The organism is Agrococcus jejuensis (genome assembly GCF_900099705.1).
Lineage (GTDB): Bacteria > Actinomycetota > Actinomycetes > Actinomycetales > Microbacteriaceae > Agrococcus > Agrococcus jejuensis.
The window spans coordinates 3,261,132-3,278,730 of record NZ_LT629695.1; the positions used below are offsets into that span (position 1 = coordinate 3,261,132).

At 70.8% G+C, this 17,599-nt stretch carries 19 protein-coding genes; 14 read left to right on the forward strand and 5 right to left on the reverse strand.

All coding sequences use genetic code 11. The features are described from left to right. The first annotated feature begins 94 nt into the window (after nt 1-94). From BLQ67_RS15515 to BLQ67_RS15545, 7 genes are all read left to right on the forward strand, one after another. Nucleotides 95-1,036: a MaoC family dehydratase gene (locus BLQ67_RS15515; RefSeq protein WP_197674614.1), complete on the forward strand. Its 942-nt coding sequence runs from the start codon at nt 95-97 to the stop codon at nt 1,034-1,036. Nucleotides 1,037-1,146: 110 nt separating this feature from the next. Further along, entirely contained in the window at nt 1,147-2,496 is a 1,350-nt protein-coding gene (locus tag BLQ67_RS15520; RefSeq protein WP_092506554.1) for an MFS transporter, read from the forward strand. After that, entirely contained in the window at nt 2,493-3,500 is a 1,008-nt protein-coding gene (locus tag BLQ67_RS15525) for a MaoC family dehydratase (RefSeq protein WP_092506555.1), read from the forward strand. The genes BLQ67_RS15520 and BLQ67_RS15525 overlap by 4 nt, the downstream gene beginning before the upstream one ends. 14 nt (nt 3,501-3,514) lie before the next feature. Next, nucleotides 3,515-5,203 carry a thiamine pyrophosphate-binding protein gene (locus BLQ67_RS15530; protein WP_092506556.1) on the forward strand — a complete coding sequence of 563 codons (1,689 nt, stop codon included), beginning with the start codon at nt 3,515-3,517 and terminating at the stop codon, nt 5,201-5,203. Between the two features lie 37 nt (nt 5,204-5,240). After that, nucleotides 5,241-6,443 (forward strand): CaiB/BaiF CoA transferase family protein, encoded by a 1,203-nt coding sequence (locus tag BLQ67_RS15535; RefSeq protein WP_092506557.1) that lies wholly within the window; start codon nt 5,241-5,243, stop codon nt 6,441-6,443. Further along, complete coding sequence (locus BLQ67_RS15540) at nt 6,443-7,159, forward strand: GntR family transcriptional regulator (RefSeq protein WP_092506558.1); 717 nt, start codon at nt 6,443-6,445, stop codon at nt 7,157-7,159. Before BLQ67_RS15535 ends, BLQ67_RS15540 begins: the two co-directional genes overlap by 1 nt. Then, complete coding sequence (locus BLQ67_RS15545; RefSeq protein WP_092506559.1) at nt 7,156-8,574, forward strand: xylulokinase; 1,419 nt, start codon at nt 7,156-7,158, stop codon at nt 8,572-8,574. Before BLQ67_RS15540 ends, BLQ67_RS15545 begins: the two co-directional genes overlap by 4 nt. A gap of 69 nt (nt 8,575-8,643) precedes the next feature. Here the strand turns inward: BLQ67_RS15545 and BLQ67_RS15550 are convergent, their stop codons facing one another. Beyond that, nucleotides 8,644-9,213 (reverse strand): DUF3043 domain-containing protein, encoded by a 570-nt coding sequence (locus BLQ67_RS15550; protein ID WP_197674615.1) that lies wholly within the window; start codon nt 9,211-9,213, stop codon nt 8,644-8,646. A 64-nt stretch (nt 9,214-9,277) separates the two neighbouring features. Here BLQ67_RS15550 and BLQ67_RS15555 point away from each other — a divergent pair, with 64 nt between their 5' ends. From BLQ67_RS15555 to ctaF, 5 genes are all read left to right on the forward strand, one after another. Further along, nucleotides 9,278-10,663, forward strand: a complete 1,386-nt coding sequence (locus tag BLQ67_RS15555) for a dipeptidase (RefSeq protein ID WP_092506561.1) — start codon at nt 9,278-9,280, stop codon at nt 10,661-10,663. A gap of 57 nt (nt 10,664-10,720) precedes the next feature. Continuing rightward, a complete protein-coding gene (locus BLQ67_RS15560; RefSeq protein ID WP_092506562.1) occupies nt 10,721-11,092 on the forward strand; it encodes a HesB/IscA family protein in 372 nt (123 codons plus the stop codon). Between the two features lie 183 nt (nt 11,093-11,275). Continuing rightward, nucleotides 11,276-12,199 (forward strand): aa3-type cytochrome oxidase subunit II, encoded by a 924-nt coding sequence (gene ctaC, locus BLQ67_RS15565; RefSeq protein WP_092506563.1) that lies wholly within the window; start codon nt 11,276-11,278, stop codon nt 12,197-12,199. Beyond that, on the forward strand, nt 12,199-13,917 hold the full coding sequence (gene ctaD, locus BLQ67_RS15570) for an aa3-type cytochrome oxidase subunit I (RefSeq protein WP_092506564.1): 1,719 nt from the start codon (nt 12,199-12,201) through the stop codon (nt 13,915-13,917). Before ctaC ends, ctaD begins: the two co-directional genes overlap by 1 nt. A 3-nt stretch (nt 13,918-13,920) precedes the next feature. Continuing rightward, the gene (gene ctaF / locus BLQ67_RS15575; protein ID WP_092506565.1) at nt 13,921-14,340 is read left to right on the forward strand and encodes an aa3-type cytochrome oxidase subunit IV; all 420 of its coding nucleotides are present in this window, start codon (nt 13,921-13,923) and stop codon (nt 14,338-14,340) included. A gap of 60 nt (nt 14,341-14,400) precedes the next feature. Here ctaF and BLQ67_RS15580 read toward each other — a convergent pair whose 3' ends face one another. From BLQ67_RS15580 to BLQ67_RS15585, 3 genes are read right to left on the reverse strand one after another with little or no spacing between them, the layout of a single operon-like run. Further along, on the reverse strand, nt 14,401-14,961 hold the full coding sequence (locus BLQ67_RS15580; protein WP_092506566.1) for a P-loop NTPase family protein: 561 nt from the start codon (nt 14,959-14,961) through the stop codon (nt 14,401-14,403). Between the two features lie 43 nt (nt 14,962-15,004). Then, the gene (locus tag BLQ67_RS16990; RefSeq protein WP_269457092.1) at nt 15,005-15,136 is read right to left on the reverse strand and encodes a hypothetical protein; all 132 of its coding nucleotides are present in this window, start codon (nt 15,134-15,136) and stop codon (nt 15,005-15,007) included. A gap of 37 nt (nt 15,137-15,173) precedes the next feature. After that, a complete protein-coding gene (locus tag BLQ67_RS15585; protein ID WP_172802222.1) occupies nt 15,174-15,419 on the reverse strand; it encodes a hypothetical protein in 246 nt (81 codons plus the stop codon). A gap of 40 nt (nt 15,420-15,459) precedes the next feature. On the opposite strand from BLQ67_RS15585, the gene BLQ67_RS15590 reads away from it, so the two are divergent. Then, a complete protein-coding gene (locus BLQ67_RS15590) occupies nt 15,460-15,921 on the forward strand; it encodes a MarR family winged helix-turn-helix transcriptional regulator (protein WP_092506568.1) in 462 nt (153 codons plus the stop codon). A gap of 47 nt (nt 15,922-15,968) precedes the next feature. Further along, entirely contained in the window at nt 15,969-16,550 is a 582-nt protein-coding gene (locus BLQ67_RS15595) for a hypothetical protein (RefSeq protein ID WP_092506569.1), read from the forward strand. Nucleotides 16,551-16,564: 14 nt separating this feature from the next. Here BLQ67_RS15595 and BLQ67_RS15600 read toward each other — a convergent pair whose 3' ends face one another. Continuing rightward, nucleotides 16,565-17,593, reverse strand: coding sequence for an LLM class flavin-dependent oxidoreductase (locus BLQ67_RS15600; RefSeq protein WP_092506570.1), 1,029 nt, complete (start codon nt 17,591-17,593; stop codon nt 16,565-16,567). Nucleotides 17,594-17,599 lie beyond the last annotated feature (6 nt).

Here is a 17,599-nt window from a genome sequence, read left to right on the forward strand (position 1 = left end):
CCCTTGACGTCGGCGCTGCACCCGTCTACGTTCTCATCTAGTCGTCTAGACGACTTGGTACGAGGATGTGACGAGAGGAGCGACGATGGCGTCGTTGAAGGAAGCACGGTTCGAGCTGGTCGAGGTGCCGGAGCGGTTCGGCCCCGTCGAGGTGCTCGTCGACCGACGCGCGGTGCTCGACCACGCGTTCGCCCAGGATGACTTCCGCGACTGGTACTTCGTCGACTCGCCCTTCGGTGGACCGGTCGCCCACCCGCTCGTGCTCGCGAACGAGCTGCTCTTCCTCTTCTACCAGGGGTACGACGGCAACACGGCGCAGGGACTCCACACCCACGAGCACCTCACGTTCCGCTCTCCGATCCGCCACGGCGAGACCGTGACGATCGACGGCGGGTACACCGAGAAGTACGAGCGCCGCGGCCAGGGCTACGTCACGCTCGAGGCCACCGCGACCGGAGCCGACGGCCGCGTGCTCGTCGAGCACGTCGGCCGCGAGATCATGCGCACCGTCGCAGGCGACGTGGTCGGCGGTCGACGCTCCGAGGGCGAGCCGCGACCCCGAACCGTGCTCGGCACGGTCGACGCGTCTGCGCCGATGGCCGAGCGCGCCGCGCACGGGCTGCCCGAGCGCGCCGCCCTGCCGTCGCGCACCACGACCTTCACGCAGGACCAGATGTCGGTGTTCTCGTGGGCAGGCCGTGGCTTCGCCAACGTGCACACGAGCGTCGAGAAGGCGGCGCAGTCGGGCCTCGACCGCACGATCGTGCAGGCGCAGCAGCAGACCGGCCACGTGCTCGCCAACCTCGTCGACGTCTTCGGGGCCAGCTGGTTCACGAGCGGCGACCTCGACCTGCGCTTCGTCTCGCCCGCGTTCGTCGGCGACGCACTCACGACCTCGGGAGCCGTGCTCGGCGAGACCGACGGCCGGCTCGAGGTCGAGGTCTGGGTCGAGAAGGCCGATGGCACGCGCACGGCCGTCGGCTGGGCCTCCGCCGCGATCGACGACGACGACCGACGGCCCGCCAGCATCCTCTGATCCCACCGGCTCGCGGTCCCGCGAGCCCCACGAACGCTCGGCGTCGGGCGCCTGCGAGCCTCGGCGCCGAGCATCCCCATCCGGCAGCCCCATTCGACGAAGGAGTCACCATGGCCGCCACCATCCCCACCAATCAGAGCGAGCGCACGAACCTCGCGCGCCGCGCCGCCGTCGCGAGCCTCGTCGGCACCGCCGTCGAGTGGTACGACTACTTCATCTTCGGCACGGCATCCGCGCTCGTGTTCGGACGCCTGTTCTTCCCCAGCGACGGGGATCCCATCTACGGCACCCTCGCGTCGTTCGCCGTGTTCGGCGTCGGCTTCTTCGCTCGCCCGCTCGGCGGCATCGTCTTCGGGCACTTCGGCGACAAGTTCGGTCGCAAGGCGGCGCTCGTCACGACGCTCATGATGATGGGCATCGCGACGTTCCTCATCGGCCTCCTGCCGACGACCGACCAGATCGGCATCGCGGCGCCGATCCTGCTGGTCGTGCTGCGTCTCATCCAGGGCTTCGGCGTCGGTGGCGAGTGGGGCGGCGCCTCGCTGGTCGCGGTCGAGTACGCGCCGGAGGGCAAGCGCGGCGCGTACGGCAGCTTCCCGCAGATCGGCAACGCCGTCGGCCTCGTCATGTCGACGACCATCTTCGCCATCGTCTCGACGCTGCCCGACGAGCAGCTGCTGTCGTGGGGCTGGCGCCTGCCGTTCCTGCTGAGCGCCGTGCTCATCGGCGTCGGCCTGTTCATCCGCTTCAAGCTCACCGAGACGCCGACGTTCCAGGCGGCGCAGGAGGCGCTCGAGGCGAAGGCCGACGCCGACAAGCCCAAGGAGCAGCTGCCGATCGCCGAGCTCTTCCGTCGCTTCAAGCGCCCGCTGCTGCTCGCGATGGGCATGCGCTTCGGTGAGGCGGTGTTCGGCTACATCATCCTCACGATCGGCCTCACCTTCGCGACGAACTACACCGACGTCCCGCGCACCGACGTGCTCATCGCCTCGGCGATCGCCGCGGCCATCGCGATCTACACGTACTACTTCTTCGGCAGGCTCAGCGACCGGATCGGACGCCGCAAGGTCTTCATCCTCGGCGCCGTCGTGGGTGCGGTGGTGTCGTTCCCGTTCTTCTGGATCCTGGACGCCGGCAACATCCCGATGATGTACGTCATCTACGCGGTGGCGTACGCGATCGGCGTCGGCGCCGTCTACGGGGTCGAGCCATCGTTCTTCTCCGAGCTCTTCGGCACGAAGGTGCGCTACACCGGCGTCTCGCTCGCCGCGCAGCTGCCTTCGGTGCTCATCGGCCTGTGGCCGCTCGCTTCGACGGCCATCTTCGCCGCGACGGGCGGCGACCCGTGGCCCATCGCGCTCATCACGGTGCTCGCGCTCGCGCTCGGTGGCCTGTGCGCGTACCTCGCACCCGAGACGAACGGCGCCGACATGAACGCGATCGGCGAGGAGACGCGATGACATCGCATCGCGACCTCACCGATCCGCGTCGCGCCGCCGACGTCGACGACCTCGAGGCCGGCCTCAAGGAGCCCGAGTTCGAGCGGCTCGCGATCCCCGAGGCCCTCGGACCCGCGACGGTCGTGGTGGACGACCACAAGATCAAGCGCTTCGCCTTCACGCAGGACGACCACCACCCGTGGCATCTCGACGCGAGCCCGTTCGACGGGCGTCGCATCGGCCACGCCTCGCTGCTCGGCAACGACCTCGTGCAGCTGTTCACGACCGTCTACGCCGCGAGCCGCGTCGTCGGTCTGCACACCGAGGAGCAGCTCTGGTTCGACTCGCCGGCCTTCCTCGACGAGGAGGTGACGCTCGCCGGCACGTACACCGAGGCCTACGAGCGGCGGGGGCAGGGCTACGTCGTCATGGAGGCGACCGCGGTCGGCGCCGACGGTCGCAGCATCCTGCGCCACCGCGGCATCGAGATCCTGCGCACGAGACCCGGCGACGTCGCGGGGCGCGGCAGCGCGACACCTGCGGACGCGGACGAGCGCGTGACCGGCGAGGTGCCCGATGGTGCGCCCGCGTTCGACGCGGATGCGCCGGCGGTCGGGCAGGTGCTGCCGACGCTCGCGAAGACGTTCACGACCGAGCAGGCCGCCGTGTTCTCGCGCATCGGCGAGTACGTGCGCAACATCCACAACGACCTCGCGCTCGCGCGGGAGGGCGGGATGCGCGTGCCGATCGTGCAGGGCCAGCAGCAGTACGGCGCGATCGCCGAGCTGCTCACGCGAGCGTTCGGCACGAGGTTCCTCGCGGGCGGATGGCTGCGCGTGAAGTTCCTGAAGACCGTCGACGTGCACGAGCCGATCGCCGTGAGCGGCATCGTCACGGGCGTCGACGACGACCGCGTGCACCTGCAGGTGTGGGTGCGCAGAGCCGACGGCGCGCTCAGCGCCGCGGGATGGGCGAGCGCGCCCATCCCGTCCGAGACCAGCGTCTCGACAGAGACCGGGAAGTGAAGAGGAAGACGGACATGACGAACGAGATCACCGGCGGCAAGCTCGTGGTGCAGATGCTCGAGTCGCTCGGCATCACGAAGGTGTTCGGCGTGGTCGGCGGGCAGACGCTCGCGATCACCGACGCCATCATCGACAGCCCCACCATCGAGATGGTGCACACACGACACGAGAACGCGGCCGCGGTCATGGCCGACGCGTACGGGCGTCTCACCGGGCGTCCCGCGGTCGCGATCGCGACCACGGGGCCCGGCGCGACCAACCTGCTCACGGGGGTCGGCGGCGCGTTCCGAGACTCGAGCCCTGCGTTCATCGTCACGTGCAACAACAACGGCGAGAACATCCACAAGGACGACGCGCAGAACGCCGACCACGTCGAGATCTTCAAGCCGTTCACGAAGTGGTCGCGCCTCGTGGCTCACCAGACGAGCATCGTCCAGGCGATGGGCGAGGCGTACGTCAACGCGATGACGGGCAACCCCGGTCCCATCCACCTCGACTTCGCCCGGGACACGATCGAGCAGACGTTCGACGCGCCGACGGTGCCCGAGGTGCATCCGCTGCGCTCGTGGGTCGGCACGCGCCCCGTCGCCGCGTCGGATCGCGTCGCCGAGGTGGCTGCGCGCGTGCTCGCCGCCGAGCGGCCCGTCATCTGGGTCGGCAACGGCGCGAACCGCGCCCAGGCATCCGACGACGTGCTCGCGCTCGCCGATGCGCTCTCGATCCCGGTCATCACGACGTTCAACGGCATGGGCGCCGTGCCGACGACGCACCCGCTCGTCTTCGGAGCGCTGAGCCGCATGGGCACGAACCTGTCGACGCGCGTCATCGGCGACGCCGATCTCGTGCTCGCGCTCGGCAACAGCCTGAATGCCGTGTCGACGACGCGCTGGCGCCGCGCGCTGCCCGACGTCGTGCAGGTCGACGTCGACCCCGCGATGATCGGTCGCTACTACGCGGAGGTCACGACGGGCGTGGTGGGAGACCTCGGCGCCTTCGCGCGCGACCTCGTCGCCGCCACGGTCGACGACGCCGCGGGAGCGCGGGAGGCGCGCGCTGGCTGGATCGCCGAGCTGCAGCAGGCGGAGCGCGAGTGGTGGGCCATGTCCGACGACCTCAGCCCCGAGAACGAGGGCTCGATCTCGCCAGCGGTCGCCGTTCGCGCACTGCGCTCCGTGACGCCCGAGGATGCCGTGCTCATCCCCGATGCGGGCAACCCCGGCGTGTGGTCGTACCTGTGGGAGATGGCGAAGCCGTACCGCTACATCAAGCCCGTCGGCTTCGGCAACATGGGCTTCGCCCTGCCCGCCACGGTCGCCTCGGTCGTCGACGACCCGTCGCGTCCCGTGCTCGCGCTCATCGGCGACGGCTCGCTCGGCATGAGCCTCGGCGAGCTCGAGACGCTCGCGCGCGCAGGCGGCCCCGCCGTCGTCGTGGTGCTCAACGACTCGTCGTACGGCAACATCCGCCAGGAGCAGGTGCTGCACTTCGACGGTCGCACGATCGGCGTCGACTTCCTCGACGTCGACTTCGCCCAGGTCGCGCGCGGCATGGGCGTCGAGGGCGTGCGCGTCACCGACGTCGACGCACTCGTCGCCGCGGTGCGCGACGGCTTCGCGAGTGGCCGGCCGCTGCTCGTCGACGTCGTGCTCGACCGCGCGGCAGACGCGTGGACGTACCCTGCATTCGCACCGCACGCGGGCTGACGCACGGACCGAGACGACACGAAGGGAGGCTGCGACGATGCAGACCTCAGGACACCCGACCGGACCGCTCGACGGCGTGAAGGTGCTCGACCTCTCGAGGTTCATCGCGGGCCCGCTGTGCGCGCAGATCCTCGGCGACTTCGGCGCCGAGGTCGTCAAGGTCGAGCGCCCTCGTGGCGAGGACTCGAGGCACCACGGGCCCTACTGGCAGGGCGAGAGCATCTACATGTTCCTCTACCACCGCAACAAGCAGGCGGCGTCGCTCGACACGAGGCACCCCGAGGCGCTCGGCATCCTCGAGGATCTCGTGCGGTGGGCCGACGTCGTGGTCGAGAACTATCGGCCGGGCACGCTCGAAGCCATGGGCCTGGGCTACGAGCGGATGCGCGAGCTCAACGACGACGTCATCCTCGTGTCGATCTCGGGGTTCGGCCAGACGGGACCCGACTCGCGCCGGGCGCTGTTCGACGCCATCTCCCAGGCGTCGTCGGGCCTCATGAGCATGACGGGGGAGCCCGACGGCAAGCCGACCCTCTCGGGCACCTACATCGCCGACTACACGACGGGCTACCAGGGCGCGATCGGCGCGATGGCGGCGCTCATGCACCGCGATCGCACGGGCGAGGGGCAGCTCGTCGACGTCGCGTCGTACGACACGATGTTCTCCGCGCTCGGCACGCGGCTCATCGCCGAGCTCATGCTGGGGCTCGAGATGCCGCGCTCCGGATCGCGCGACCTGCTCACGGCACCCGTCAACGTGTACGAGGCCGCGGACGGCCCGATCTACATCCAGGCGGGCACGGCGTCGCTGTTCCCCAAGCTGTGCGCGGTCATGGAGCGCGACGACCTCGCCGCCGACGAGCGGTTCGCGACGGTCGAGGGCCGCATGGCGGAGCAGGAGCACCTCGAGTCGGCGATCCAGGACTGGGCGGGGTCGCGCACCTGCGCCGACATCGCCGCAGCGCTCGACGAGGTCGGCGTGCCCTACGCGAAGGTCGCATCGGTCAAGGAGGTCGCGGCATCGCCGCAGATCGCTGCGCGCGGCATGGTCGTCGAGGCCGAGCATCCCAAGCTCGGCACCATCCGCATGCCGGCGAATCCGATCCACATGGAGAAGTCGCCGCCGACGGTCCGCAAGGCGCCGCCTCGCGTGGGAGAGGACAACGACCACGTCTACCGTGACATCCTCGGTCTGTCGGCCGACGACGTCGAGCGGCTGCGAGCGGAGGGCGCGATCTGATGCAACGGGCTCCGAGGTACTCGGTCATCCACGACGACATCGTCGAGCAGGTGCGCACCGGCACGCTCGAGCCGGGGATGCGCCTGCCGAGCGAGTCCGACCTCGCCAAGCGCTACGGCGTGAGCCGCATGACCGTGCGGCAGGCGCTCGACCTGCTGGCCTCCGACGAGATCGTGGTGCGCAAGCACGGCAGCGGCACCTTCGTGCGCGAGCAGTCGCGCCAGGGCCGCCACATCGATCGCCTGCGGTCGTTCGCGGCGGAGCTCGCCGACGTCGACGTCGTCGTCGGCAGCGAGGTGGTGCGGGCGGAGCTCGTGGATGCCCCTGCTGACGTCGCCGAGGCGCTCGGGCTCGAGGCGGGGGACCCAGTGCATCGGCTGACGCGCGTGCGCACGGTCGACGGCGTCCCCGCAGCGCTCCAGGACACGTGGATCCCATCGCACGTGGCGCCGAGCCTCACGCGCGAGCCGCTCGAGGGCGGCTCGCTGTACCGCACCCTCGCGGAGCGGCACGGCGTGCGGCTGCGCTGGGCCGACCAGTCGATGACGGCCGAGCTGCTCGGTGTCGACGAGGCGACGCTGCTGCGCGTCGAGCCCGGCGGCGCCGTGCTGCGCGGCATGCGCACGACGTACTCCGACGCCGACGAGCCTGTGGAGTTCACGCACGGCTGGACGCTGCCGAGCTTCCCGCTGCTGCTGCGGATCGACGCCGAATGATCGCGCTCGATCGAGCCGTCGTCGCCGTCGACGTCGGCACCTCCGCCGTGCGCGCCGCGCTCGTCTCGGTCGACGACGGCATCCTTCGCGCCGTGCGCGTGGCACGGACCGAGGGCGTCGGCGGCGCGACCTACGTCGCCGACGCCCTCCAGCGCGACGTCGAGGGCGCGGTCGCAGCGCTCGAGGTCGATGGGCGACCCGCGGCGCTGGCGATCGCGGCGCACATCGGTGCCGTAGCCGTCGACGATGCGCTGCAGCCGGTCGTAGCGCCCGGATCGTGGTCGGATGCGCGCGGCCTCGAGCTGCTCGCCGACATGACGGAGCCGATCCTGCGGCACGTGCTCGCTGCGTCGGGCCGTCCTGCGCCCGCGGGTGGCGGACTCGCGCTCGCAGCCTCGCTCGTCGGCACGGATGCGGCGCGGCGCGTGGCGAGCGTGCTGAGCCCGAAGGACCTGCTCGTCGCGCGCCTCACGGGTCACGTCGGCGCCGACGTGGTCGACGCCGCGTACACGCTCGCGTTCGACGTCGCCGCCGCACGTTGGTCGGACGCCGCCGACGCGCTCGGCGTGCCGCGGGGCTGGCTGCCACCCCTCGCCACGCCCGATGCCCTGGTCGCGACGCTCGACGAGCACGCGGCGGCGCGGTGTCGTCTCGCACCGGGCACGTCCGTCGTGTCCGGAGCGCCCGATGGCTCGGCGGGCATCGGCATCCTGCTCGGCACGCGCACGGATGCGATCGCCGACGTCGCGGGCACGACCGACGTGCTCGGCCGTCTGCTCGTCGACCTCGCCGACGCGCCGCGCGGCAGCGTGCGGAACCCGGCGCTCGTGCCGAGCCGTTGGATCGCCGGAGGAGCGACGGGCATGACCGGGGGAGCCGTCGCCAGGTGGCGCGCGCTCGTCGGTGCCGTCGACGAGCACGCCATCGCCGACGTGCCCGTCGGGGCGCGGGGGCTGCAGGTCGTGCCGGGCATGTCCGGCACGCGGTTCCCGCGCTGGCGTGCAGACGATCTCGGCGCGCTCGTCGGTCAGACGCCGGCGCACGGCGCGGCCGAGATCCTGCGTGCTGCGCAGGAGGGCGCGAGCCACGTCGTGCGCGAGGGCGTCGACGTGCTCGATCCGTCGGGCTCGCTGCCCGTGGTCCTCGCAGGTGGCTCCACGCGATCGGAGCACGTCGTGCGCATGCGCGCCGCGATCCTCGGGCGGTCCGTGCTCGTCTCGAGCGATCCCGACGTCACCCTCGCGGGGGCCGCCGGACTCGCGCTCGTCGGAGCGGGGCTCGTGGACGATCTCGACGAGGCACGAGATCGACTCGGGATCGCGCTCCGGCACGTCGATCCGGACGCACGCGACGTGACGGCGTACGCCGAGCAGCACGAGGCGTGGCGTGCGACGTGCGACGCGCTCGTCGGCTGACCTGCACCGCACGACGAAGGGTCGCCCACCTGCACGGTGGGCGCCCCTTCGTCGTTCAGCGACCGAGGGTCACTCGGGGAAGTTGAAGAGCTTGACCTGCGGCTTCGGCATGCGCATGAAGGGCAGCTGCGCGGCGCGCATCGACGCGTACCAGGCGACGCCCTTCGTCTTGCCGGGGCCGAACTTCGCGGTGATGCGGCGCTTCACGAGGAACGACAGCAGCAGGCAGTCGAGCACCGCGACGGCGATGAACGCCCACAGCACGACGTTGGCGATGAGGCGCACGTCCATCGACTCGAAGAACGTGAGGATGATGACGACGATCATCGCCGGGATCATGAGCATCGCGACCGAGAGGCGAGCGTCGACGTAGTCGCGCACGTAGCGCTTGACCTCGCCCTTGTCGCGGGCGGGGAGGTAGCGCTCGTCGCCGCGCTCGAAGCCGAGGCGCTGCTCCTCGCGGAGCTTCGCCATCTGCTCGCGCGACTCCTTCTTCGCCTCCTTGCGATCCGTCGGCACGAGCGGGCGCTGGTTGCGCGCGACCTGCTGGCTGCGCTTGGGGGTCGCCGCGCCCTTGCCGTTCGCCTTCGTCGGCTCCGGCTGCACGACGACGTCCTTGGGCTTCGAGAAGAGAGGCACTGCGATCCTGACGTCGATTCGGAACCCCCATGGTACCGCCGACGCCGCTCGTAGGATCGGATGCATGGCATCCGCAGATCTCGACCAGCTCCGCTCCGCCGTCGACGGCGGCTTCGACCGCGCCGTCGGCGACCTCAAGGACCTCGTGCGCATCCCGAGCGTCTCGTGGTCGGCGTACGACCGCGCGCACGTCGCGGCGAGCGCCGAGGCCGTGCGCGAGCTCGTCGCGGGCACGGGCCTGTTCGACGAGGTGCGCATCGAGCAGGTCGACGACGAGCAGGGCCGCGAGGGCCAGCCGGCGGTGCTCGCGCGACGTCCGGCACGCAACGGCGCACCGACGGTGCTGCTGTACGCGCACCACGACGTGCAGCCGTGGGGCGACGAGGCGCTGTGGCGCACGCCGCCGTTCGAGCCGACCGAGGTGGGGGAGCGCCTCTACGGTCGCGGCGCGTCCGACGACAAGGCGGGCGTCATGACGCACGTCGCCGCCCTCCGCGCCCTCGCCGAGACGCATCCCGACCCCGACCTCGGCGTCGTCGTCTTCATCGAGGGCGAGGAGGAGTTCGGCTCGCGCTCGTTCGGCCGCTTCCTGCAGACGCACGCCGAGACGCTCGCCGCCGACGTCATCGTCGTCGCCGACTCCGACAACTGGTCGACCGAGGTGCCCTCGCTCACGGTCGCGCTGCGCGGCAACGTCACGTTCCGCCTCGGCGTGCGCACGCTCGAGCACGCGAGCCACTCCGGCATGTACGGCGGTGCCGTGCCCGACGCGATGCTCGCGGCCATCCGCCTGCTCGACACGCTGTGGGGTGCCGACGGCTCCGTCGCCGTCGCAGGCCTCACGAGCCACGACGCCGCGACGCCCGAGCGCAGCGAGGAGCAGCTGCGCGAGGAGGCGGCGCTGCTCGAGGGCGTGCAGCCGATCGGCTCGGGCAGCGTGCTCTCGCGCATGTGGTTCCAGCCGTCGATCACGATCACGGGCATGGATGCGCCGAGCGTCGCCGACGCCTCCAACACGCTGCTGCCCGAGGTCGCCGTGCGCGTCTCGGCGCGCATCGCCCCCGGGCAGAGCGCGCAGTCGGCGTTCGACGCGCTGCGCACCCACCTCGAGGCGCACGTGCCGTTCGGCGCGCACGTCGAGATCTCCGACGTCGACCTCGGCGAGCCCGTGCTCGTCGACGTCGACGGCTGGGCGGCCGGCGAGGCGCAGGCTGCCATGGCCGATGCGTGGGGCGCCGAGCCGGTCCTGCAGGGCATCGGCGGGTCCATCCCGTTCATCGCGTCGCTCGTCGCGCAGTTCCCCGAGGCGCAGATCCTCGTGACGGGCGTCGAGGACCCCGAGACGATGGCGCACAGCCCCAACGAGTCGCAGCACCTCGGCGTGCTGCGCAAGGCGATCCTCGCCGAGGCGGCGCTGCTCGCTCGCGCGAACGCGCGCCCGGTGCGATGATCGAGGCAGTGGAATGACCGACGCGCATCGCGCGTTCGATCTCCTGAAGGGGGCATCATGACCGACACCACCACCACGACCCCGGAGGCCGTCGAGCACGAGCACGGCGTCGCGCTCACCGACGCGGCCGCCGACAAGGTGCGCCGCCTCCTCGAGCAGGAGGGCCGCGACGACCTGCGTCTGCGCGTGGCCGTGCAGCCGGGCGGATGCTCGGGCCTCATCTACCAGCTCTACTTCGACGAGCGATACCTCGACGGCGACGCCGTGCGCGACTTCGACGGCGGCGTCGAGGTCATCGTCGACCGCATGAGCGTGCCGTACCTCGATGGCGCGACCATCGACTTCGAGGACTCGATCCAGAAGCAGGGCTTCACCCTCGACAACCCCAACGCGCAAGGTTCCTGCGCCTGCGGCGACAGCTTCCACTGATCCATCCACGAAGGCCCCGGCGTCCGCGCCGGGGCCTTCGTCGTGCCCGGCGCCGTGCGACACGCCCGGCCCCGACCCGAACCTGCCCCTGGGCGTCTCGCGACACCCATCGGCCGGTCCTCAGCGGTTCCTGGGCGCGTACTAGGATTGAGCCGCACAGCACGCATACGTAAGGAAGCAGTCTTGCGCACTCGTCGACCCCTCCGTTGGCTCGCGATCCCCGTGGTCGGCGTGCTCTCGCTCGCACTCGCGGGCTGCACGCAGGAGCAGCTGCAGGGATGGCTCCCGTCCACCCCCGGCGTCACGAACCACGTCGACCGCATCGTCGGCCTGTGGGTCACGTCGTGGATCGTCCTGCTCGCGGTCGGCGTCATCACCTGGGGCCTCATGCTCTGGGCGGGCATCGCCTACCGTCGCCGCAAGGGCCAGACCGGCTTCCCCGTGCAGCTGCGCTACAACATGCCGATCGAGGTCTTCTTCACGGTCGTGCCCGTGATCCTCGTGGTCGGCTTCTTCGCCTTCACCGCGCGCGACCAGGCCGCCATCGAGGAGCCGATCGACGACCCCGACGTCTCGATCACCGTCTTCGCCAAGCGCTGGGCGTGGGACTTCATGTACGAGACCCAGCAGGCCTCGAACGGCGAGGCCTCCGACGCGGTGTACTTCCAGGGCATCCAGGGCCAGGAGCTCGAGGGCGGTGGCGTCTCGACCGAGGAGCTGCCGACGCTCTACCTGCCCGTGAACTCGTCGATCGAGATCACGCTCGAGTCGCGCGACGTCGCGCACTCGTTCTGGATCGTGGACTTCCTCTACAAGAAGGACACGCTGCCGGGCGTCACGAACCACTTCTACTTCGAGACCGGCGACGTCGAGGGCGTCTTCATGGGCAAGTGCGCCGAGCTCTGCGGCGAGTACCACTCCCTGATGCTCTTCCAGGTCGAGGTCGTGTCCCAGGCGGAGTACGACGCCTACCTCGAGAGCCTCGAGACCGAGGGCAACGTGCTCTCGGGCACCGATGAGATCGAGCAGTTCGGCGAGGGCCTCAACCCCGTCGTGAACCCGTCGAGCCCCGTGGGCGGCTCCGAGTCCGAGGAAGAGGGTCACTGATGGCCACCGCCACCGTCACCGAGGAGCGCATGGGCTCCACGGGCTTCGAGCGCAAGGGCAACGTGCTCGTCAAGTGGATCACCTCCACCGACGCCAAGACCATCGGGTACATGTACCTGATCACGTCGTTCATCTACTTCGCGATCGCCGGCGTCATGGCGCTCATCATCCGTGCGCAGCTCTTCGAGCCCGGTCTCGAGATCGTGCCCACGAAGGAGCAGTACAACCAGCTGTTCACGATGCACGGCACGATCATGCTGCTCATGTTCGCGACGCCGCTCTTCGCCGGCTTCGCCAACGTGCTCATGCCGATCCAGATCGGCTCGCCCGACGTCGCCTTCCCGCGCCTCAACGCGTTCGCCTACTGGCTGTACTCGTTCGGCTCGCTCATGGCCGTCGCCGGCTTCCTCACGCCGCAGGGTGCCGCCTCCTTCGGCTGGACCGCGTACGCGCCGCTCAGCGACGAGACGTTCTCGCCAGGAGCGGGAGCGAACCTCTGGTTCCTCGGCCTCGCCTTGTCGGGCTTCGGCACGATCCTCGGTGGCGTGAACTTCATCACGACGATCATGACGATGCGCGCACCGGGCATGACGATGTTCCGCATGCCGATCTTCACGTGGAACATCCTCATCACGTCGATCCTCGTGATCATCGCCTTCCCCGTGCTCGCGGCCGCGATGTTCGGCATGGCCGCAGACCGCCTCTTCGGCGCCCACATCTACGACGCGGCCAACGGCGGCGTGCTGCTGTGGCAGCACCTGTTCTGGTTCTTCGGGCACCCCGAGGTGTACATCATCGCGCTGCCGTTCTTCGGCATCATCTCCGAGATCCTGCCGGTGTTCTCGCGCAAGCCGATCTTCGGCTACAAGACGCTCGTCTACGCGACGATCGCGATCGCGGCCCTCTCGGTCGCGGTGTGGGCGCACCACATGTACGTCACGGGATCCGTGCTGCTGCCATGGTTCGCGCTCATGACGATGCTCATCGCGGTGCCGACCGGCGTGAAGATCTTCAACTGGATCGGCACGATGTGGCGCGGCTCCATCACGTGGGACTCGCCCATGGTGTGGTCGATCGGCTTCCTCGTGACCTTCGTCTTCGGTGGCCTCACGGGCGTCATCCTCGCCTCGCCGCCGCTCGACTTCCACCTCTCCGACGGCTACTTCGTCGTCGCGCACTTCCACTACGTCGTCTTCGGCACCGTGGTGTTCGCGATGTTCGCGGGCTTCTACTTCTGGTGGCCGAAGTGGACCGGCAAGATGCTCAACGACCGTCTCGGTCACGTGCACTTCTGGTTCCTCTTCATCGGCTTCCACATGACGTTCCTCATCCAGCACTGGCTGGGCGTCATCGGCATGCCGCGTCGCTACTACAGCTACCTGCCGGAAGAGGGCTACACCTGGATGAACCAGGTCTCGACCGTGGGCGCGTTCATCCTCGCGTTCTCGATGGTGCCGTTCCTCTGGAACGTCTACATCACCGCTCGCCACGGCGAGAAGGTCACGGTCGACGACCCGTGGGGCTCCGGCCGCTCGCTCGAGTGGGCCACGAGCTGCCCGCCGCCGCGTCACAACTTCACGTCGATCCCGCGCATCCGCAGCGAGTCGCCCGCCTTCGACCTGCACCACCCCGAGGTGGGCCCGCAGGTGGGCGTGGGCCCGTTCAAGGATGCTCCCGAGGCTCCCGTGCTCGACATCTCCGAAGGCAAGGTGAAGTAGCCGATGCGCGCCAACATCGCGATCCTCTGGACGCTCTCGGTCTTCTTCCTGCTCTGCGCAGCCGGCTACACGATCTGGCACATGCTCGCCTACGCGGGCGAGGTCGAGTGGGTGGGCACGATGGGCATGGGCCTGTGCGCCATCCTGGCCGCGTTCATCGCCGCCTACATGGGCATCGTGCACCGCACCTCGGGCGGCGTGCTGCCCGAGGACGACCAGTCGGCCCTCATCGACGACGGCGATCCCGAGCTCGGGCACTTCGCGCCCTGGTCGTGGTGGCCCATCGCCCTCGCTGGTGCGCTCATGCTCACCTTCATGGGCCTGGCGATCTCGGTCTTCCTGCTGCCGATCGGTGCTGCCCTCGTGGTCATCATGCTCGTCGGCTGGGTCTACGAGTTCTACCGCGGCAACTTCGGCCGCTGACCCGAGCCACGCCCGAACGCCCCGACCGCGAGGTCGGGGCGTTCGTCGTCTGCGGCACGGTCAGGATCGGGATGCGGCGAGCGTGCGCATCCACCGGTCCGTCTCGCCCTGGCTGCGCAGGCGCACGAGCGTGAGGTGCGGATGGCGTGCGGCGGCGACAGCGGGCAGGTCGCGGTACTTGGCTCGCGTGCGCCACGCCCAGCGCACGATGTGGTCGCGATCGGTGACGAACGTCCACAGCGCAGGTTCGACGTTGCCGTGCCAGAGCTCGATGCGCTGCAGCCGTCGGCGCAGCGTGCGGCGCACGACGCGCTGCATCGAGACGGCGACGGGGTAGTCGAGCCAGACGAGCAGGTCGGCGCGCGCGGCGAGACGCTCGCGCGCGATGCGGTACTGCCACTCGGTGACCCAGCGATCGCGAGCGACGAACGCGTCGACGTCGTCGGAGAACGACGGGCGCGGCGTCCAGTCGGCGCCCCAGTGCAGCCCGTCGATCTCGACGTGGTCGATGCCGAGCGCGTCGCCGATGCGTCCGGAGAGCGTCGTCTTGCCCGTGCCTGCGGTGCCCGCGACGATGATGCGGTCGGGCCGGCGGGGGAGCGGGTCGTCGGGTCCGAGCACCCGATGGACGCTACCAGCGCCCTCCTGGGCGCCCCGGGGCGCATCAGGCGTCGCTGCGACGCGGCTCGAGCAGCGACGGCACCTTGGCGTCGATGAGCCGGTAGAGGCCCGCGAGCACGCCGGCGAGCACCAGCACGAGGATCGCGTTCACGATCGCGGGTCCGAGGCCGAGCACGGTGACGTCCAGGAACGGGTACGGATACCAGGCCCGATCATAGGTCGGCGGTCGCCGCCGGCGGGCACACGAGCTTGGCGCGTCCGAGCACGTGCAGCGTCTCGTGCCCGTCCCACGCCTGCCCGCACTCGGGGCAGCCGCGTGCGGTCGCGCGGCCCTCGCGGTCCTCGCCCCAGGCGCCGAGCTGCGCGGGCCCAGCGAGACGCACGAGGCGCGCGTTCCACCAGCGGTAGAAGCCTCCCGCGGCGCGGATGCGCGATCGCAGCGATTCCCTTCGTGCCATGATCATCAGTGTACTCACGAATGCGTGGCAGGATGGCTGCATGAGCCGACGCGACGACCTCCTGCTGCTCGACGAGCAGGTCTGCTTCGCCATCGTCACCGCGGCGCGCAACGTCGTCGCGATCTACCGGCCCATCCTCGAGCCGCTCGGTCTCACGCATCCGCAGTACCTCGTCATGCTCGCGCTGTGGGAGCGTGCACCTCGGTCGCTGCGGGACCTCGCTGCCGCCGTCGCCCTCGAGCCCGCGACGCTGTCGCCGCTCGTGCGGCGGCTCGAGGCGCAGGGGCTCGCGACGCGCATCCGCAGCATCGTCGACGAGCGTGTGCTCGACATCGGGCTGACGGATGCGGGGCGTGCGCTGCGCGAGCAGGCGCTGCGCGTGCCCGAGCAGGTCATGGCCGCGACGGGCATGTCGGCCGAGGCCCTCGTGGCGCTGCGCGACGCCCTGGGACCGTTCGCCGGCACCCGCAGCGAGGACCGCGCGACGGCCGACGGGTCCTGAGTGACGTAGCCTGGCAGGTGGACCACTTCCTAGGAGGACACCCCAGCATGCCCGACCTCGCCAACGGCAAGTACGTCTCGCAGTCCGATGCGCTGCGCCAGTGGACGCCAGCCGCGCGCGACGTGCTCGTCGAGACCGCCGGCGTCTACGGCGCCTGGGTGACGGAGCAGGAGGTCGGTCACCGCGTGCAGTCCGCGACGGGCATCACGACGAAGCAGCCGGCCGACGAGTGGGTGGGCGCCCTGCTCGCGCGCGTGGCGGCGGATGCCGTGACGCGCGACGAGCCGCGCCTCGCGTCGCTGTGCGTGCGCGCCGACCTCTCCGTCGGCGACCACGCGGGCTCGGCGCCCGGCGAGGGCGTGCAGGCGCGCGAGCTGCAGGCTGCGCAGGACCGGCTCGAGTGCTACCGCGCCTTCGGTGCGACGCTGCCCGAGGACGGCGGCCAGCCGCAGCTCACGCCGCGCCGATCGGTGGCCCGCGCAGCCGCGCCGGCCAAGCGGGTGGCGCGCGAGCGCACGCCGCGGCCCGCGCCCAACGGCACGATGCGCGTCGTCGTCTGCACGAGCTGCTTCATGGAGGTGCCCGCGGGCACCACGTGCCGCGACTGCGGCGCGACGCTGTCCGCCTGACGGGCTGCGACTGCCTAATCGCCGAGCGCCGCGCGCACGCGCGGCATGACCTCGGTGCCGAACAGCTCGATCGTGCGCAGGTTCGCGGCGTGCGGCGTGCCCGAGGCGTACTTGAGGTCGAAGCGGTCGAGGCCGAGGTCGCCGACGGCGCGCACGATCTTCGCCGCGACGGTCTCGGGCGAGCCGACGAACAGCGCGCCGTCGTCGCTCGCGGCGTCGTCGAACTCGCGCACGCTCGCGGGACCCCAGCCGCGCTCGGCGCCGATGCGGTTGCGCTGCGCGATCCAGTGCGGGCGCAGCAGCTCGCGCGCCTCGGCATCCGTCTCGGCGACGAGACCGGGGGAGTGCAGGCCCACGCGGCCGCCCTCGTGCTCGAAGCGCTCCATCGCATCGCGGTAGAGGCTCGCGAACGGCGCGAACGCCTTCGGGCTGCCGCCGATGACGGCGAGCATGAGGTCGAAGCCGTACCTGGCGGTGCGCACGACCGACTGCGGCCTGCCGCCCACGCCGACCCACACGGGCATCCGGCCGCCCGCGACCGACGCCTGCGAGCGCGGCCACACCTGCTGGTCGGCGAGCGACGCGCGCAGCGTGCCGCTCCACGTGACGGGCTCCTCGGCGACGAGCGCCGCGAGCAGCTCGAGGCGTTCCTCGAAGAGGGTCTCGTAGTCCTCGAGCCGGAAGCCGAACAGCGGGAACGACTCGACGAACGACCCGCGGCCCACGATGAGCTCCGCGCGGCCGTTCGACAGCCCGTCGATCGTCGCGAACTGCTCGAACACGCGCACGGGATCCGCCGACGACAGCACCGTGACGGCGGTGCCGAGGCGGATGCGCTCGGTCGCGGTCGCGAGGGCGCCGAGCACGATCTCGGGCGCCGTCAGCGCGAAGTCGGCCCGGTGGTGCTCGCCGAGGCCGAGGAAGTCCACGCCGACGCGGTCGGCGAGCACCCCCTCGGCGACGACCTCGCGGATCGTGCGGGGATGCGCGTCGGGCTCCGCACCCAGGACGTCGCCGAAGGTGTGGAGCCCGAACTGCAGCATGTGCGG

What these genes read in the sequence shown, in the direction of transcription:
- BLQ67_RS15520 (WP_092506554.1), top strand. Translation starts at nt 1,147, where the DNA reads ATGGCCGCCACCATCCCCACCAATCAGAGCGAGCGCACGAACCTCGCG.
- BLQ67_RS15525 (WP_092506555.1), top strand. Translation starts at nt 2,493, where the DNA reads ATGACATCGCATCGCGACCTCACCGATCCGCGTCGCGCCGCCGACGTC.
- BLQ67_RS15530 (WP_092506556.1), top strand. Translation starts at nt 3,515, where the DNA reads ATGACGAACGAGATCACCGGCGGCAAGCTCGTGGTGCAGATGCTCGAG.
- BLQ67_RS15535 (WP_092506557.1), top strand. Translation starts at nt 5,241, where the DNA reads ATGCAGACCTCAGGACACCCGACCGGACCGCTCGACGGCGTGAAGGTG.
- BLQ67_RS15540 (WP_092506558.1), top strand. Translation starts at nt 6,443, where the DNA reads ATGCAACGGGCTCCGAGGTACTCGGTCATCCACGACGACATCGTCGAG.
- BLQ67_RS15545 (WP_092506559.1), top strand. Translation starts at nt 7,156, where the DNA reads ATGATCGCGCTCGATCGAGCCGTCGTCGCCGTCGACGTCGGCACCTCC.
- BLQ67_RS15555 (WP_092506561.1), top strand. Translation starts at nt 9,278, where the DNA reads ATGGCATCCGCAGATCTCGACCAGCTCCGCTCCGCCGTCGACGGCGGC.
- BLQ67_RS15560 (WP_092506562.1), top strand. Translation starts at nt 10,721, where the DNA reads ATGACCGACACCACCACCACGACCCCGGAGGCCGTCGAGCACGAGCAC.
- ctaD (WP_092506564.1), top strand. Translation starts at nt 12,199, where the DNA reads ATGGCCACCGCCACCGTCACCGAGGAGCGCATGGGCTCCACGGGCTTC.
- ctaF (WP_092506565.1), top strand. Translation starts at nt 13,921, where the DNA reads ATGCGCGCCAACATCGCGATCCTCTGGACGCTCTCGGTCTTCTTCCTG.
- BLQ67_RS15585 (WP_172802222.1), bottom strand. Translation starts at nt 15,419, where the DNA reads ATGGCACGAAGGGAATCGCTGCGATCGCGCATCCGCGCCGCGGGAGGC.
- BLQ67_RS15590 (WP_092506568.1), top strand. Translation starts at nt 15,460, where the DNA reads ATGAGCCGACGCGACGACCTCCTGCTGCTCGACGAGCAGGTCTGCTTC.
- BLQ67_RS15595 (WP_092506569.1), top strand. Translation starts at nt 15,969, where the DNA reads ATGCCCGACCTCGCCAACGGCAAGTACGTCTCGCAGTCCGATGCGCTG.
- BLQ67_RS15600 (WP_092506570.1), bottom strand. Translation starts at nt 17,593, where the DNA reads ATGCTGCAGTTCGGGCTCCACACCTTCGGCGACGTCCTGGGTGCGGAG.